Origin of the sequence: Allobrachymonas sp. (genome assembly GCF_041912815.1) — a bacterium.
Taxonomy (GTDB): Bacteria; Pseudomonadota; Gammaproteobacteria; order Burkholderiales; family Burkholderiaceae_C; genus Brachymonas.
The window spans coordinates 14,552-31,640 of sequence record NZ_JAYRLV010000002.1; the positions used below are offsets into that span (position 1 = coordinate 14,552).

Sequence of the window (17,089 nt, forward strand, 5' to 3'; positions counted from 1 at the left end):
TTCAGCCCAGATTTTTCACATAGGTTTGAAAATCAATAGCTTTTGCATCTTTCTCAGAGATTATCAACTCACTTTTTTCAGAATCCGACATTGGCCATTGAATCCCAATAGTCTCATCATTCCACGCAATACTTCCTTCATACTGCGGCGCGTAGTAGTCCGTGGTCTTGTAGAGGAAGTCGGCACTTTCGCTGAGCACCACAAAGCCATGCGCAAACCCCGGCGGAATCCACAGCTGGCGCTGGTTGTCCTCGGTCAGCTCGGCGCCGAACCACTGTCCGAAATGGCTCGACCCCTTGCGGATATCCACGGCCACGTCGAACACGGCGCCACGCGCCACGCGCACCAGCTTGCCCTGGGGCTGCTGGGTCTGATAGTGCAGGCCGCGCAGCACCCCCTTTCGGGAACGGGAATGGTTGTCCTGCACGAAGCTGTAATGCGTGCCCGTGGCCGCATCGAAATCGCGCTGGTTGAAACTCTCGAAAAAGAAGCCGCGTGCATCGCCGAACACCTTGGGTTCGATGATGAGGACTTCGGGAAGCGTGGTTTCGATGATGTTCATGCCTTGACTCCATCCTTGAGCATGCGTTGCAGATATTTGCCGTAGCCGTTCTTGAGCAGGGGCTGCATGAGCCGCTCGACCTGTGCAGCGTCGATGAAACCGTTGCGCCACGCGATTTCCTCGGGGCAGGCGATCTTGAGCCCCTGCCGCTGCTCCAGCGTGGCAATGAACTGTCCGGCATCGAGCAGGCTCTCGTGCGTGCCGGTATCGAGCCAGGCGTACCCCCGCTTCATGATCTGCACATGCAGGGAGCCCTGCTCCAGATAGGCCTGGTTGACGCTGGTGATCTCCAGCTCCCCGCGCGCGCTCGGCCGCACGGCCTTGGCGATGTCCACCACCTGGCTGTCGTAGAAATACAGCCCCGTCACGGCATAGTTGGATCGGGGAGTCGCCGGTTTTTCCTCGATGCTGATGGCCTTGCCCGCCGCATCGAACTCCACCACGCCGTAGCGCTCGGGGTCCTGCACATGGTAGGCAAACACGCTCGCGCCCGTGGTGCGGGCGTCGGCCTGCTGCAGGAGCATGCTCAGGTCATGTCCGTAGAAGATGTTGTCCCCCAGCACCAGTGCACTCGGTGCGTTGCCTACAAAATGCTCCCCGATCAGGAAGGCCTGTGCCAGCCCATCCGGGCTGGCCTGCACCGCATATTCGAGATGGATGCCCCACTGCGAACCATCGCCCAGCAGCTGCTGAAAGCGCGGGGTGTCCTGCGGCGTGCTGATGATCAGGATATCCCGGATCCCTGCCAGCATCAGGGTGCTCAGGGGGTAGTAAACCATGGGCTTGTCGTACACCGGCAGCAGCTGCTTGCTGACGGCCAGAGTAGCCGGATGCAGGCGGGTGCCCGAACCTCCGGCCAGAATGATGCCTTTGCGTGTCGTCATGATGTGTGCGTAAGAAAGAGAATGCGACAGCCCTGCGGTTCACCGCGGGCCTTCAAAACTATTTCGCTGCCTTGCCATCGGGCAGAATCTCGGCCAGCATGCGCCGCACGCCCTGCTGCCAGTCGGGCAGCACCAGGCCAAAGGTCTGCTGCAGCCGCGTCGTGGACAGACGCGAATTGAGCGGCCGGCGCGCCGGCGTGGGAAATGCGCTGGTCGGCACCGCTGCAATGGCGTCCTGCGTCACCCGCACCGGCACCCCTGCCTCCCGCGCCGTCTGCAGCACCAGCGAGGCATAGCCATGCCAGGTGGTCTCGCCACCCGCCACCAGATGGTAGAGCCCGGCACACTGCGAATCACCACGCAGCAGCTGGCGCAGCGCATGGGCCGTGACATCGGCCAGCAGCTCGGCTCCGGTGGGGGCCCCGTGCTGGTCGTCAATCACGCTGAGGGCATCGCGCTCCTGCCCCAGCCGCAGCATGGTCTTGGCAAAGTTGCCCCCCCGGGCCGCATAGACCCAGCTGGTGCGAAAGATCAGGTGCTTCGGGCAATGCCGCTGCACGAGCTGCTCGCCCTCCAGCTTGGTGCGCCCATACACATTGAGCGGTGCCGGGGTATCGCCTTCGGTCCAGGGACGATCCCCCGATCCGTCGAACACGTAATCGGTCGAATAGTGCACCAGTGCCGCCCCCAGTGTGGCAGCTTCCTCGGCCAGCACGCCCACGGCCGTAGCGTTGAGACAGCGCGCCAGCTCCGGCTCGCTCTCGGCGCGGTCCACGGCCGTATGGGCAGCCGCATTGACGATGGCATCGGGGCGCACGCGGCGCACGGTGTCCCGCAATCCCTCGGGATCGCCGAAATCCCCGGCCAGCGGCCGGCCCTCCCATGCCGGGTTGTCCTCCAGGCGGTGATCCAGCGCCACCACCTCGCCCAGCGGCGCCAGGCTGCGCTGCAGCTCCCAGCCCACCTGCCCGTTGCGGCCGAACAGCAGAATTCTCATGACGGTATCCCCCGTGTCTTACTGGTGGTACTGCAGATTCACCCACTCCCGGTAGGCCCCGCTCTGCACGTTCTGCACCCATTGCGGATGGTCCAGATACCACTGCACCGTCTTGGCAATGCCGGTCTCGAACGTTTCGGCAGGCTTCCAGCCGAGTTCACGTTCGATCTTGCGCGCATCGATGGCATAGCGGCGGTCATGACCGGGACGATCCGTCACATGCGTGATCTGCGTGCGGTAGCTCTGGCCATCCGCACGGGGACGGAGCCCGTCGAGCAGATCGCAGACGATGTGCACGATATCGATATTGGCCTTTTCGTTCCAGCCGCCCACGTTGTAAGTTTCGCCGACCTGCCCTGCCTCCAGCACGCGACGGATGGCACTGCAGTGGTCCTTGACGTAGAGCCAGTCCCGAATCTGCATGCCGTCGCCATACACCGGCAGCGGCTTGCCAGCCAGCGCATTCACGATCATGAGCGGAATGAGCTTTTCGGGGAAATGGTAGGGCCCGTAATTGTTGCTGCAGTTGGTGGTCAGCACCGGCAGCCCATAAGTGTGGTGGTATGCACGCACCAGATGGTCGCTTGCAGCCTTGCTTGCGCTGTAGGGGCTGTTTGGCTCGTAGCGATGCCGTTCGGTAAACGCCGGAGCCGTGGATTCCAGCGTGCCATACACCTCGTCGGTCGACACATGCAGCAGGCGGAAAGCCGCCTGCTCGGCAACCCCCAATCCCCCGAAATACGCACGCACCGACTCCAGCAGATGGAAGGTGCCGACGATATTGGTCTGGATGAAATCCTCCGGGCCATGGATCGAACGATCCACATGGCTCTCGGCCGCAAAGTTCACCACCGCACGCGGCCGATGCTCGGCCAGCAGCCGCTCCACCAGCGCACGGTCGCCAATGTCCCCCTGCACAAAGACATGGCGGGGATTGTCCTTGAGCGAAGCCAGCGTCTCCAGATTGCCCGCATAGGTGAGCTTGTCCAGATTGACCAGCGGCTCCTCATGCCCAGCCACCCAGTCCAGCACAAAATTTCCGCCGATGAAACCGGCGCCGCCCGTAACAAATATCATTTATATCACCTTATCTTATAAGAAAACTTTAGCAGGGCAATCAGAATTATCTGAAAAAGTGCCGTTAGCGACAATAAGGATGGTGCAAAAATGCTCAACGCCAATGACGTCAAAACGACTGGATAGAACAATACAGAATTCCAACCACGGGATCTACGAAGAAGATAAGCAGCAACCAAATGAATGACCACCATCCCCAGCAACCCAACAAACCCAAAAGAGACTACGCCACTCATGAACGCAGTCCCCACATTCAAATTATAATTTTCAAGATTCCCAGTCAACTCAAAGGGAAGGTTATTAGGATTCCAATTATCCGATTTAAACATTTCAGTTCTCAAAAATTTCGGGAACAGAGTCACAAAAAAAGAACCAATATCATAATTAGGGACTGGCTTATCAATAAATAAATTGTACATCAGGTTAGATATGGGGGATGCCATATAGACATAGACCCACAAGAAACCCGCAGGCAATAGCAGAAACCACCCAGAACTCACCCCCACCAGAGAATAAAACTCTTCATTGCCCGTTCTTATATTACCCACCACACCAAACAATACCACCAAAATAAATGCGTAGGCAATTAATTTCAATAGCATAGCACGCCCAGAAAAACACATGTACATAAACAATGTCTGCAGAAACAAAACTATAGTCATCTGCCGCGAGAATATAACCACAGTCCATATCAATGCAAAAAATGGAAATACCAATGAAGCCTTCTTGCCCGACAAAAAATAATCAAGCATGTCTATCTGAACAAGAAGAAAAAATATTCCATTAAGAAGGCCATGCAAACCAGAAATACCAAAATCAAAATAATCTTTATCTATGCCAAATATCTTCCAAAGCAGCGGGAACCCGCCGCTATAAAATATCTCGAATACAGTTGCAACCAACCAAAATAAAGCCAATAAATTTTTTAGATTATTTTTTCTTACAACATCTTCTTCGGATATCCATGCAACCGCACGCCTCTTCCTAGAAATTATCCATGCTACAAAAAATGGGGCCAGCACTACAGCGCAAACAATAGCATACTGATAGTACTCAAAACTCCTAATTACGGGAACCAGTGAAAGATACTCGAGAAAAAAAGACCCTCCCCAAACACAAAAAAACAATAGATATGGATTCAATATTCCATCAAAACTTATCTTTATTTTTTTCTTCATTTTCCAAGACACTCTTCCACCACGAAGGCGTAACATCAAAAAATGTATCCGAAAAAATCACAGGCAAACATACACTTCTTAAATACTTCATTCTAATATTTTTTCTATCCTCGAAAATTAATATTTTGACATGCCTTTTAAATAAATTCCACAACAGCCACGCCACACCTTTACCCACCCTGTGCTTCATTAGAAACATGTAATTTCTAGCGCCACAAAGCGACTTCCAATATAGATTAATAGGCATAATAGCCAATCCGATCTTATTTTTTTTAGCCGCCGCACCATCCTTATGAACAATTATTGCATCATTGCAAAGCAATATTTTTTCACGCTTACTCACTCGCAAGCAAAATTCAACATCGTCATACCATATAAAAAACCTCTTGTCTGGCAACCCATACTTTTTGATAGCCAGCGAAGAAATCAAAGGACCAACAAAAGAACAATAATCAATATAGATATATTTAACTTTATAATCTGCATCGGTTAATGGTTCTATCTTATTCTTATTCCAGAAAAATCCTCTATGCTCATACTGAGGGAGCCCATCGATTCCAACTTTTTTGGGCGCCACAATCAAACAATCATTTTTCCCAAAGAAATCGTTTTGTACCATTCTTTGCAGACAATCATTTTTTGGCTCAGCATCATCATCCATCACCCATATCCAATCTGCCCCAGATTGATATGCCTGATCCATTCCAAAATTAAACCCTCCAGAACCGCCTGTGTTTTTATCCAACCGATATACAGAAATATTTTTATTTCCCGCAATCAAAGGATGGATTTTCAAAGACTCATAGCCTTTCTCCGAACTGCAATTATCTACAATGATAATTGAATCCAACTTCAATGTCTGAGCCAGCAAAGAAGCCACAGTCTCCAATAAAAGAGAAAATCTATTAAAAGAAACGACTACAGCAGTAATTTTCATAGAATTTTCACAAAGAAATGAATTCATCACAAATCTTCAAAGCCTCTGCAATCGTCACATCCATATCCAAATACCGATATGTACCCAAACGCCCCATGAATGTTACATTTTTTTCTTGTTTCGCCAGACTCTCATATCTCTCTAGCACAGACATGTCATTATTCAGACGAATAGGATAATAAGGCACATCATCCTCTCCACATTCAGAACTGAATTCTCGATAGCAGACACTAGAATCATGCAACTCCCAAGGTGAAAAATGCTTATGCTCAGTAATTCTGGTATAAGGGATATCTGCGTCACAGTAATTTATTACTGCATTTCCTTGAAAATCTCCATTATAATAAAACTTCTCAAACCTCAATGTTCTATACGGAAGTCTTCCATATTTATAATCAAACCAAGCATCAAGCGGCCCAGAATAAAAAACATAATCGAAATCAAGAAGTTTCTCGCGGCCAATTTTTTCCCCCAAAATCAAATCGATATTTTTATTATCCAGCATGGCTGCAATAACATTGGTATAACCATATTTAGGCATTCCTTGGTATCGATGATTGAAATAATTATCATCATAATTAAAGCGCAAAGGAAGGCGTTTAAGAATGCTAGCAGGCAACTGCTTAGGATCACGCCCCCATTGCTTTACTGTATATCCTTTAAAGAAGGTTTCGTACAAATCCTTCCCTACAAAGCTCAAAGCTTGCTCTTCAAAAGTCTGAGGAGAAGCTATGCCTTTATCAGAAATGCTCTCGATATATTTTTTCGCCTCATCCGGAGAAAATGTTTTGCCAAAAAATTGATTTATGGTATGCAAATTAATCGGCAACGAATAAACAGAATTTCGAGCTATCGCTTTAACCCTGTTGACATACGGAACAAATTCACCAAATTGATTAACATAATTCCAAACGCGTTCATTGTCGGTGTGGAAAATATGTGGACCATACGTATGAACCATCACGCCCGTGGACTCATCTCGCTCTGTATAACAATTTCCACCAATGTGTTCCCTACCTTCAAACACCGTTATCTCATGACCAATAGCACTCAGTCTATTAGCCACAACTGCACCAGAAAAACCGGCACCAACAATCGCAATTTTCATTCGACACCTCGCTTCCATACAAACAATGCCAACCCATGTTTCTTCAGAATCTTCAGCATCATGCCCGACACAAAAAATTCCACAATTACAACGGCCCAAGCAGAACCAAGCGCTTGAAATCGCCAAGACAATACTGGAAATAGAATCAAGTTCAACAGACAAGAATACATAAGTATTCCACTAAAAACTTTTTCCATTCCAAAATTCAACATCGTTAGGATGCCCGCAACATTAGAAACCACCACCAATAATGGCAAAACACTCATAACTCTCAAAACACTTACACTAGGCAAAAAATTCGAGCCAAAAAACTTATTAACCAAATAAGGAGCAGCTCCATATAGAAAAACACAGAGGATCGAAAAACACAGCAATCCATATTTGATCAGCCGCCTATTGAACTCAATCGCACCTGAAGGATTCACATGTGCCAAGCTACTGACTTTAGGATATACCGCCTGACTTACCGGATTAAATAAAAACTGCACCGCCCGAGAAATTTTTTCCGCCACATGATAATAAGCCACCTGCGTCGAAGAACTCACAAATCCCAAAATAATGGCGTTGCTCGATGTATATAAATTAATAAATGCAGTTGATATAAAAACATGCCACCCATTTTTCAGCTGAATTACCAAATAATGCCATCCTGGCAACTTTATTTTGCCACCCCCCAACATTTTAGGAATATAAAACCACGAAAGCACAGCACTCAAAAAACCACCGAAACCTTGCAAAAATCCAGCCAAAACGATATCATCACTACTTTTCACAAAAACAAAAACAAGAAGAAAAGAAAATGTTTTCGAAAATATTTGAATAAAACTTGCCGCCTTTAAAGCCTCCATCCCCTGGAAAAGCCACAAAGGGAAAAAAGCATTTCCCAGTACCGCTATGTAACTAACAAGATAAAGTCGTGCATTTTTACCGAAAAAATCCACGAAACACAAAAGCAATATCAACACAAGGAAACAAATGCCGACAAAAATAATTTTCAAACACATAACCGATGAAAAAATTTTTGCAACTTCGTCAACATCATCTGCAACAACAGCCACATCGCGAGATGCGGTCAAATTAAATCCATAATCAGTCAGTACAAAAAAAACCTGCATCAAAGATACAGAAACAACAAAAATACCAAATCCATTAACCCCCAATACTTTAGCCAAGTATGGCAAAAGCAGCAATGGAAGAATATAGTTCGTCGCCTGTAATCCAGCAAGCGCGATGATATTTTTAATTATTTTCACTTTTCCGTTCATATGTCATACGCGCAACAAGAAATTAGCCATCAAATCCAACGAACAAAATAAGAAAATACCAATACCAACCTATCAGACAACCTTCTACGAGAATACATCAGAAGATAAAAAACCGCTGCCATTCCGAAAGAGCTGTCTTTTCTAAGGCATTTCTCATAGACATCGATTGCTGCCCTCTCTCTTCCACCAGCAGACATGTAGAGATTTGCAGCTATAGCAATTTGATCCTTGTACCATCCACTTCGTATCTTACGCAGCCTGTTGGCAATCGATTTCCAGCCCCCTCTTGCACCCAATTCATTGTTGTCGTGTTGGCGGTAACGCATATGAGGAACAGGATCAAAATACCATTTTGATCCCCATGCCCTTGAAAGGACATAGGCCAGCCAGTCATGGAATTCAAATTTAGCTATTTCGCTTGCATGCGACCGCACAAAATCCTGTAACCTCACAAAAAATGCTTGCGTAAAAACGTAGGTACATCCCTGGCCGGCCGCTTCAAAAAAAGCATCGGCCGGGAGTTGTCTGGGATTTTGTTTCAATACCGAAGTCCTACCATCCGGCCAGAAGGCTTCTACTGCGCACGAGTAACATTCGCTTCCGCTGCCCTTCAGCAAATTCACTGCCGACGCCAACTTATCTGGCATCCAGATATCATCCTGATCTGCAAATGCATAATAATCATAATCAGGTGGAACATATCTTATTAACTCATAAAAATTAAATCCCGCCTTTCCTGTATTGGAATTTGCCTCAAGCACTTTCAAGGCGTCTTTTTTCAAAGAATAATTCTTCAAAACCTCACTTGTGCCATCACGAGAACAATCATCCCGAACAAATACATCGATGACATCACATTCGGATTGCTGAAAAATAGAGTCCAACTGCTCTTTAATATATTTTTCACCATCAAATGCAGCCAAAAGCACACACACTCTCATAATATCCTCTAGTACGCACCAGAACCAGCAAGCACCACCTTAAATGTTTTTGCAATAATCACTACATCCATCCAGGGGGACCAGTTCTTTATATACCATCCATCAAAATAAATGCGATCTGCAAACGAGGTATTACTTCGACCACTGACCTGCCACAGCCCACTCATTCCGGGCCGCACTACCCCATACAAAGAAATATCCTCACCGTAATCCACCACCTCACTGGGCATAAGAGGACGAGGACCAATAAGACTCATGTCCCCCTTCAATACATTGAAAAGCTGAGGAAACTCATCAACACTCGTCCTTCTTATGAAACGTCCAATCTTCAATATGCGCGGATCATTTGCCAGCTTAAAATTATTTTCTTTATATTCCAACCACTCAGGCGATTTATTTAACTTCCATTGCTCAAGAATCTGTCCCGCATTCACCACCATGCTTCTGAACTTATAAAACTTGAATGCTTTTCCATCTTTTCCTATTCTTGCTTGATGATAGATGACAGGACCACCATCTTCTCTTTTTATAAGAAATGCAATCCATAGAAAAAACGGAGACAGAACAAACAATCCGATACTTGCAAGGAAAATATCCAGACTCCTTTTCAATATCTGCCATTGAATTTTGGCAAGGTTATTCTGCAGGTGAATCTGCAGAACCTCATGGCTGAAGAAATAGGAGGTTTCCATACCGTACAGCGGCACGCCCCGCATGGAGGGGATGACGCGCACGCTCCTGACCATGTACTGGGTGAGCTGACGGATGCAGGCGTCGCGGTAGTCCCGCTGCTCGGCCTCGAAGGCGATGACGTTGTTGCACTCATGGATGCTGCTTGCCTGATCCTCTGTGCCCTGCCACTCCACGACCGGCAGGCCGGAGGCACGGATGGCAGGATCCACTTCGGTCAGCAGCTCCGGAGGGGCCACGAATCCGTCCAGAATGACCCCCAGCGCAGGCTCCGAGCGCAGGGCCAGACAGGCCTGCCAGGCATTGGGGCCCACACCATAGATCACGGTATGGCGGTTCCACTTGCCCAGCCGCATGAGCATGCGACGTGCGAGGCCCCTGCCCCAGGGCTGGAGCACGAGCAGACAGCCCCAGAACGCCAGCCACCAGAAGCGGGAATAGGACACCTTGAGCAGACCGAGCAGGGCCAGGTCGAGCACCGCAAAAATCAGAATGGCGGTGAGCGAACGCTGGAGATCGGTCCAGAAGGGCTTGCGCCGGGTATAGGCCTGCTTGACCACCCCGAACCAGAAGAGCCAGCCCAGAAGCAGCGCCAGGAAGACGGTGCCGCGCGCCCCCTGCCAGAAGGCCTGCTCGGCCTGGGAGCCATCGAGCCAGTCGGCGAGCACATTGGCCAGTGCCCCACTGGCCAGAAAGGCCAGCACATCATACAAAGCCTGCACCACGATCTGCCAGGTGGTGGCGTGGTGCGAGGAAGTGCGTTGATGCTGTTGCCGATAGAACTCGGCCGGATCCGACGATGGGGGGGTGCTCATGGAAAGGGGCTTTCAGGACTTCAGGATTGCCGCGAAAAATTCTGTTGCCATCGCCAGGTGCTGGCGCACATGTCGTGCAGCGTGCGATGGGCTTGCCAGCCCAGCTGCTCGCGGGCCTTGTCGGCCTTGGCATAGTAGGCGGGGAGGTCCCCATCCCGGCGCGGGGCAATGTGATAGGGGACGGGCACGCCCGATGCAGACTCGAAGGTCCGCACCATGTCGAGCACGCTGGTGCCCTGCCCGGTTCCCAGGTTGAAGGCATGCCAGCCCGCATGCTCCTGCAGGAAGCGCAGGGCGGCAAGGTGGCCCTCGGCCAGATCCATGACATGGATGTAGTCGCGCACGCCGGTGCCGTCGGGGGTGTCGTAGTCGTCGCCGAAGACGTTGAGCCAGGGCCGGGTGCCGACGGCGACCTGGGCGATGTAGGGCATGAGGTTGTTGGGGATGCCGTTGGGCGCCTCGCCGATCAGCCCGGAAGGGTGAGCGCCGACGGGGTTGAAGTAGCGCAGGGTCGCAAAGCGCCAGTCGGCCGAGCTGGCCGCGACGTCATGCAGGAATTCCTCGACCTGCAGCTTGGTGCGCCCATAGGGGTTGATGGCCGCCGTGGGATGCTGCTCGTCGTAGGGAAGGTAGTGCGGGGTGCCGTAGACGGTGGCGCTCGAACTGAACACCAGCCGGTGCACACCGGCGGCCTGCATGGCCTGCAGCAGGTTGATGGAGCCCTGCACGTTGTTGGCGTAGTAGTCGATGGGCCGCTCGACCGACTCGCCGACCGCCTTGAGGCCCGCGAAGTGGATGACGGCTTCGATGGAATGGCGCTCAAGGGTGTCCCGCACCAGGGCGGTATCACGCACATCGCCCTCGACGAAGACAGGCCGCGCGCCAGACAGGGCAGCGATGCGGTCGACCATGTCGGCCTGGCTGTTGCAGAGGTTGTCGAGCAGAACGACCTGGTATCCGGCCTCGATCAGCGTCACGGCCGTATGGCTGCCGATGTAGCCGGTACCGCCGGTAAGAAGAACAGTTTTCACTCTTTCACCTCTTGGTGCAGTCTAGTGGCCAACCATGCAGAAAACGGAGTTCCAACTTCCGGATGGGTCTGCGCCAGGTCGACCGTGGCCTGCAGGAAGCCCAGCTTGCTGCCGCAGTCATAGCGGGCACCTTCATAGCGGTAGGCAAAGACCTTTTCGCGCCGCAGGAGGGCCGCGATGGCGTCGGTGAGCTGGATCTCGCCGCCCACGCCGTGGGATTGGCGGGCAAGCTCGTCGAAGATGCCGGGGGTGAGGATGTAGCGTCCGGCCACGGCGAGCGTGCTGGGGGCTTCCTCGGGGGCAGGCTTTTCGATGATGCCGTCGACGTCGACGAGGCGTTCGCGGATGGGGGTGCCGGAGACGATGCCGTATTTGCGGGTTTCTTCGTGCGGCACGTCCTGCACGGCCAGGATGCTCGCGCGCCACTCGCGGAACTGCTGGACCATCTGGCTCATGACCGGGGGCTCACCGACCATGAGATCATCGGCCAGCAGCACGGCAAAGGGCTCGTCGCCCACAAGCTGGTGGGCACAGGACACGGCGTGGCCCAGCCCCAGGGCCCGCGGCTGGCGCACGTACACGCACTGCATGTCCTCAGGCATGATGCTGCGCACCAGATCGAGCAGCGCCGTCTTGCCTGCAGCTTCGAGTTCGGATTCCAGCTCGTAGGCCGTGTCGAAATGGTCTTCGATGGACCGCTTGGTGCGCCCGGTGACAAAGATCATCTGGCGAATGCCGGCTGCGTAGGCCTCCTCAACGGCGTACTGAATGAGGGGCCTGTCCACGACGGGAAGCATTTCCTTGGGACTGGCCTTGGTGGCGGGAAGGAAGCGGGTGCCCAGGCCCGCGATGGGGAAAACGGCCTTGCGGATGACAGTGTTCATGGGAGGGTTTGTATCACAGGGAACCCCCGTAATCCGGGGGAACGGTTCTTATAATTTGGGTGGACCCGGCCGGGCCCATGCGGCGCATGCATGGCAGCACAGTGACAAGTGTCTGACACGACATTGACACCGGCATGACAGGACTGCGCGCCACACGCTAGGCCGTTCAAACTACTCTTCTCTCGATATTGTATGCAAAGCACTTCTATGCCCTTGATGGCTGTGGTGGGCCTGGGCTATGTGGGCCTGCCCCTTGCTGTGGAATTCGGCCGTCAGCGACCCGTGGTGGGCTTTGACATCAACACGACACGGATTGCCGAGCTGGAGGCCGGACGGGACAGCACGCTCGAAACCACCGCCGAGCAGCTGGCTGCAGCCACCCATCTGCGCTACGCCAGCACGCTCGACGCGCTGCGCGACTGCCGCATCTTCATCGTGACGGTGCCAACGCCGGTGGACGGTGCCAACAACCCCGACCTGACTCCTCTGGTGAAGGCCAGCGAATCGGTGGGGAAGGTGCTCAAGCCGGGCGATATCGTGATCTACGAATCGACCGTGTACCCTGGCGCGACCGAAGAGGTGTGCGTGCCGGTGCTGGAGCGCATGTCCGGGCTCACCTACATTCACAGCGGCAACGAGGCCACGGCCGATGCGGCACGCGGCTTCTACTGCGGCTACAGCCCGGAACGCATCAATCCCGGCGACAAGGTGAACACCCTCACCAAGATCCGCAAGATCACCAGCGGCAGCACGGCCGCCACGGCGCAGACGGTGAATGCGCTGTATGCGGACATCATCACGGCGGGCACCTACCCGGCCAGCTCCATCCGGGTGGCGGAGGCCGCCAAGGTGATCGAGAACACGCAGCGCGACCTCAACATTGCGTTTGTCAACGAGCTGTCCGTGCTGTTCGCCCGACTGGGCATCGACACCGTGGAGGTGCTGGAGGCAGCGGGCAGCAAGTGGAACTTTCTGCCTTTCCGGCCCGGGCTGGTGGGAGGACACTGCATCGGCGTGGACCCCTACTACCTCACGCACAAGGCGCAGGCCGTGGGCTACAACCCGCAGGTGATTCTGGCGGGGCGCCGCATCAACGACAACATGGCGCGCTATGTGGCTCGCAACACCATTCGCCTGATGCTGCAGCAGGGCATGGACGCTCCGCGTTGCCGGGTGGGAATCCTGGGCATCACCTTCAAGGAGAACTGCCCGGACATCCGCAACAGCAAGGTGGTGGACATGGTGCGCGAGTTCGAGAGCTGGGGCATGCAGGTGGCGGTGTGCGACCCGGTGGCCGATGCGGTGGAGGTGCAGCGCGAATACGGCATCGCGCTGGAGCCGATCGACGCCGAGCACCCGGTGGATGTGCTGGTGGTGGCCGTGGGCCACAGTGCCTACCGGGCCCTGACGCCCGCCGAGCTCCGGCCTTTCACCCGTGGCGAGCACCCGATCCTGAGCGACGTGAAGAGCCTGTACGACCGCCACGCAGCCGCAGAGGCCGGGTTCAAGGTGTTCCGGCTGTAAGGCAACCAGGGGCACGAAGCACAGGCACGGGCACGGACACCCCGTGCAGGCCCCTGCCCCTGTGCCCCGGCCCTGTCTGCAGGAGGGGCTGCGTGCTCCGCCGGACGGACTGCGCCGATGTGTCACCCTTTTGTCAGCTTTGCCGAATAGGCGCACAATGCGGGCTGTTTTTCATGACACGCCTGATTTCCTTCCATGCATACCATCAAGAATTTCGCGCTGATCGGTGCGGCCGGCTACATTGCACCCCGCCACATGCGGGCCATCAAGGATCTGGGACACCATCTGGCGGTGGCCTATGACATCAACGATTCGGTCGGCATCATCGACAGCATCTCTCCGCAGAGCGAGTTCTTCACCGACTTCGAGCGTTTCTACGACCATGCCTGGAGCCTGAAGCGCGATCCGGCCCGCACGCTCGACTTTGTGAGCATCTGCACGCCCAACTACCTGCACCATCCCCACATCACGGCGGGGCTGCGGCTGGGGTGCGACGTGATTTGCGAGAAACCGCTGGTGCCGACGCCCGAGCTGCTCGACGACCTGGTGCTGGTGGAGAAGGAAACCGGCCACCGTGTTCGCAACATTCTGCAGCTGCGCCACCATGACGCCATTCTGGCGCTGCGCCGCAAGGTGGCCGAGGCGCCGGCCGACCGCAAGTTCGACGTGGAGCTGACCTACATCACCTCGCGCGGCAAGTGGTACATGGAGAGCTGGAAGGGCGATCCGCGCAAGTCCTTCGGGGTGGCGACCAACATCGGGGTGCATTTCTACGACATGCTGCACTTCGTGTTCGGCAACCTGCAGGAGAACGTGGTGCACTACAGCGCCGAGAACAAGGCGGCGGGATATCTGGAGTACGAACGCGCGCGCGTTCGCTGGTTCCTGTCGATCGACGCCAACGATCTGCCCGACAGCGTGAAGGGCAGGAAGCCGACTTTCCGCAGCATCGACATCAGCGGCGAGCAGCTGGAGTTCTCGGAAGGCTTCACGGAACTGCACAAGGTGAGCTACGAGGAGATTCTGGCCGGCCGTGGCTACGGGCTGGAAGATGCGCGGCACTGCATCGAGACGGTGAACGTCATTCGCCATGCGCAGCCCGTGCCCGCCCGGGACGACCAGGGACACCCGATGCTTGCCCGGCTGCTGCGGGCCTGAGGGGGCTGCGCTTTTTCCACGCATTGGAGGCGGCACGCACGGGCACATGCCGGTGCGCGCCGCCAGAAACATCGATCGACGAGGTGCTTGCCCATGGCGGCTGACATGACGACGGCGTCTGCGGACGCTCCTGCTTCTGCTTCTTCTCCTGTGGTCCATTCCACGGCCATCGTGGATGCGGGGGCGCAGATCGGCGCGGGCACCCGTGTATGGCACTGGGTGCACATCTGCGGCGGAGCCCGCATCGGCGCGGGGTGCTCGTTCGGGCAGAACGTGTTTGTGGGCAATGACGTGCAGATCGGCAACAACGTGAAGGTGCAGAACAACGTGAGCGTGTACGACGCGGTGACGCTGGAGGACGACGTGTTCTGCGGCCCGAGCATGGTGTTCACCAACGTCTACAACCCCCGCTCTGCCGTGGCGCGCAAGAGCGAATACCGCCGCACGCTGGTGCGACAGGGGGCGACGATCGGCGCCAATGCGACCATTGTGTGCGGCCATACCGTGGGGCGGTACGCCTTCGTGGGGGCCGGGGCCGTGGTACAAAGGGATGTGCCGGACTTTGCCCTGGTGGTAGGGGTGCCGGCGCGGCGCATCGGCTGGATGAGCCGGTTTGGCGAGCGGCTGGATCTGCCGGCTTCGGGCGAGGGCGAGGCGCGTTGCCCCCACACGGGCGACCGCTATGTGCTCCAGGACGACGCAGTGACGCTGGTGCCGGCGGCCTGAGGCCGGAGGGCCCTGCACGATCTGGCTGCGGCAGCCCTGCGGGGCGGACGACCGCGAGCACGCACCCGACATGCCACGCGCACAACACATTCCGGGACGGTCCTGTGGCCCTGCATGGCGCAGGGTCTGTTCACTGTCCCTTTTTTCATGACCTGTGGAGGACAGGGCTCCCGTGCGGGATGCCCTGCATGCATCACGATGGATTTCATCGATCTCAAATCGCAGTACGCTGCCCTCAAGACCCGCATCGACACCCGCATCCAGCAGGTGCTCGACCACGGCCAGTACATCATGGGCCCCGAAGTGGCCGAGCTGGAGACGGCGCTGGCAGCGCGGACCGGTGCGGCGCACTGCATCACGGTGTCGAGCGGCACCGAGGCGCTGCTCATCAGCCTGATGGCGCTGGAACTGCGCCCCGGCGACGAGGTGATCACCACGCCCTTCACCTTTGCCGCCACGGTGGAGGTGATCGTGTTCCTGGGCGGGCGCCCGGTGTTCGTCGACGTGGAACCCGACACGGGCCTGATCGACGCCGGCCGGATCGAGGCAGCCATCACGCCGCGCACCCGTGCGATCATGCCGGTGAGCCTGTATGGACAGGTGGCGGACATGACGGCGATCCGCGCAGTGGCCGCACGGCATGGGCACCTGCCGGTGATCGAGGATGGCGCGCAGAGTTTCGGGGCCACGCTCGACGGGGTGGAAAGCGGCCATCTGTCCACGCTGGGCTGCACGAGCTTTTTCCCCAGCAAGCCGCTCGGCTGCTACGGGGATGGCGGCGCCATCTTCACGAGCGACGACACGCTGGCCCGCGCCTGCCGCGAGCTGCGGGTGCATGGCCAGAGCAAGCGCTACACCCATACCCGCATCGGCGTGGGCGGACGCATGGACACGATCCAGTGCGCCGTGGTGCTGGCCAAGCTGGAACGGTTCGACTGGGAAGTGGCGCGGCGCGCGGAGCTGGGCGCCCGCTACAACGCACTGTGCGATGCCGCAGGCATCACGCGCATCCAGCAGCGGCCGGGACGCACCAGCGTGTTTGCACAGTACACGGTCCGGGTGCCTGACCGCGAGGCGGTGCAGGCGGCCCTCAAGGCCGAGGGCATTCCGACCGCCGTGCACTACCCCATCCCCATGAACCGCCAACCGGCCTATCAGGGACTGTGCGACACCCCCACCCCGGTCGCAGACATGCTGGCGGGCTCGGTGATGAGCCTGCCGATGAGCGCCGACCTGACGCACGACACGCAGGACCGCGTCATCGCGGCCCTGGCTCGGGTGCTGGGCTGACCGGCGCAGGTTGCCCCGCCCT

General features: G+C 55.4%; 16 protein-coding genes. 4 read left to right on the top strand and 12 right to left on the bottom strand.

The genetic code is table 11. The features are described from left to right. Position 1 precedes the first annotated feature (1 nt). From rfbC to galU, 12 genes are read right to left on the bottom strand one after another with little or no spacing between them, the layout of a single operon-like run. Positions 2-562, bottom strand: coding sequence for a dTDP-4-dehydrorhamnose 3,5-epimerase (rfbC, locus tag ACE3P9_RS02580; protein ID WP_374491675.1), 561 nt, complete (start codon positions 560-562; stop codon positions 2-4). Next, complete coding sequence (gene rfbA / locus ACE3P9_RS02585; RefSeq protein WP_374491676.1) at positions 559-1,446, bottom strand: glucose-1-phosphate thymidylyltransferase RfbA; 888 nt, start codon at positions 1,444-1,446, stop codon at positions 559-561. Before rfbA ends, rfbC begins: the two co-directional genes overlap by 4 nt. Before the next feature lie 58 nt (positions 1,447-1,504). Further along, positions 1,505-2,443: a dTDP-4-dehydrorhamnose reductase gene (rfbD, locus tag ACE3P9_RS02590; RefSeq protein ID WP_374491677.1), complete on the bottom strand. Its 939-nt coding sequence runs from the start codon at positions 2,441-2,443 to the stop codon at positions 1,505-1,507. An 18-nt stretch (positions 2,444-2,461) separates the two neighbouring features. Next, positions 2,462-3,520 (bottom strand): dTDP-glucose 4,6-dehydratase, encoded by a 1,059-nt coding sequence (gene rfbB / locus ACE3P9_RS02595; RefSeq protein WP_374491678.1) that lies wholly within the window; start codon positions 3,518-3,520, stop codon positions 2,462-2,464. A 5-nt stretch (positions 3,521-3,525) separates the two neighbouring features. After that, the gene (locus ACE3P9_RS02600; protein ID WP_374491679.1) at positions 3,526-4,734 is read right to left on the bottom strand and encodes an O-antigen polymerase; all 1,209 of its coding nucleotides are present in this window, start codon (positions 4,732-4,734) and stop codon (positions 3,526-3,528) included. Then, the gene (locus tag ACE3P9_RS02605) at positions 4,670-5,635 is read right to left on the bottom strand and encodes a glycosyltransferase (RefSeq protein ID WP_374491680.1); all 966 of its coding nucleotides are present in this window, start codon (positions 5,633-5,635) and stop codon (positions 4,670-4,672) included. The genes ACE3P9_RS02600 and ACE3P9_RS02605 overlap by 65 nt, the downstream gene beginning before the upstream one ends. A gap of 7 nt (positions 5,636-5,642) precedes the next feature. Further along, entirely contained in the window at positions 5,643-6,743 is a 1,101-nt protein-coding gene (gene glf / locus ACE3P9_RS02610) for a UDP-galactopyranose mutase (RefSeq protein ID WP_374491681.1), read from the bottom strand. After that, positions 6,740-7,996 carry an oligosaccharide flippase family protein gene (locus tag ACE3P9_RS02615; RefSeq protein ID WP_374491682.1) on the bottom strand — a complete coding sequence of 419 codons (1,257 nt, stop codon included), beginning with the start codon at positions 7,994-7,996 and terminating at the stop codon, positions 6,740-6,742. The genes glf and ACE3P9_RS02615 overlap by 4 nt, the downstream gene beginning before the upstream one ends. Positions 7,997-8,037: 41 nt before the next feature. Next, the gene (locus tag ACE3P9_RS02620; protein ID WP_374491684.1) at positions 8,038-8,937 is read right to left on the bottom strand and encodes a glycosyltransferase; all 900 of its coding nucleotides are present in this window, start codon (positions 8,935-8,937) and stop codon (positions 8,038-8,040) included. Positions 8,938-8,957: 20 nt separating this feature from the next. Further along, positions 8,958-10,454 (bottom strand): undecaprenyl-phosphate galactose phosphotransferase WbaP, encoded by a 1,497-nt coding sequence (gene wbaP, locus ACE3P9_RS02625; protein WP_374491685.1) that lies wholly within the window; start codon positions 10,452-10,454, stop codon positions 8,958-8,960. 20 nt (positions 10,455-10,474) lie between these two features. Then, positions 10,475-11,485, bottom strand: coding sequence for a UDP-glucose 4-epimerase GalE (gene galE / locus ACE3P9_RS02630; protein WP_374491686.1), 1,011 nt, complete (start codon positions 11,483-11,485; stop codon positions 10,475-10,477). After that, the gene (gene galU, locus ACE3P9_RS02635) at positions 11,482-12,369 is read right to left on the bottom strand and encodes a UTP--glucose-1-phosphate uridylyltransferase GalU (protein WP_374491687.1); all 888 of its coding nucleotides are present in this window, start codon (positions 12,367-12,369) and stop codon (positions 11,482-11,484) included. Before galU ends, galE begins: the two co-directional genes overlap by 4 nt. A gap of 192 nt (positions 12,370-12,561) precedes the next feature. Between galU and ACE3P9_RS02640 the strand changes: the two genes are divergently transcribed. The 4 genes from ACE3P9_RS02640 to ACE3P9_RS02655 all read left to right on the top strand — a co-directional run bounded on the left by ACE3P9_RS02640 (position 12,562) and on the right by ACE3P9_RS02655 (position 17,067). Then, positions 12,562-13,893 (top strand): nucleotide sugar dehydrogenase, encoded by a 1,332-nt coding sequence (locus tag ACE3P9_RS02640; protein ID WP_374491688.1) that lies wholly within the window; start codon positions 12,562-12,564, stop codon positions 13,891-13,893. Between the two features lie 204 nt (positions 13,894-14,097). Beyond that, the gene (locus tag ACE3P9_RS02645) at positions 14,098-15,051 is read left to right on the top strand and encodes a Gfo/Idh/MocA family oxidoreductase (RefSeq protein WP_374491935.1); all 954 of its coding nucleotides are present in this window, start codon (positions 14,098-14,100) and stop codon (positions 15,049-15,051) included. 93 nt (positions 15,052-15,144) lie between these two features. Beyond that, on the top strand, positions 15,145-15,777 hold the full coding sequence (locus ACE3P9_RS02650) for an acyltransferase (RefSeq protein WP_374491689.1): 633 nt from the start codon (positions 15,145-15,147) through the stop codon (positions 15,775-15,777). Between the two features lie 198 nt (positions 15,778-15,975). Then, complete coding sequence (locus ACE3P9_RS02655) at positions 15,976-17,067, top strand: DegT/DnrJ/EryC1/StrS family aminotransferase (protein ID WP_374491691.1); 1,092 nt, start codon at positions 15,976-15,978, stop codon at positions 17,065-17,067. Positions 17,068-17,089: the final 22 nt, after the last annotated feature.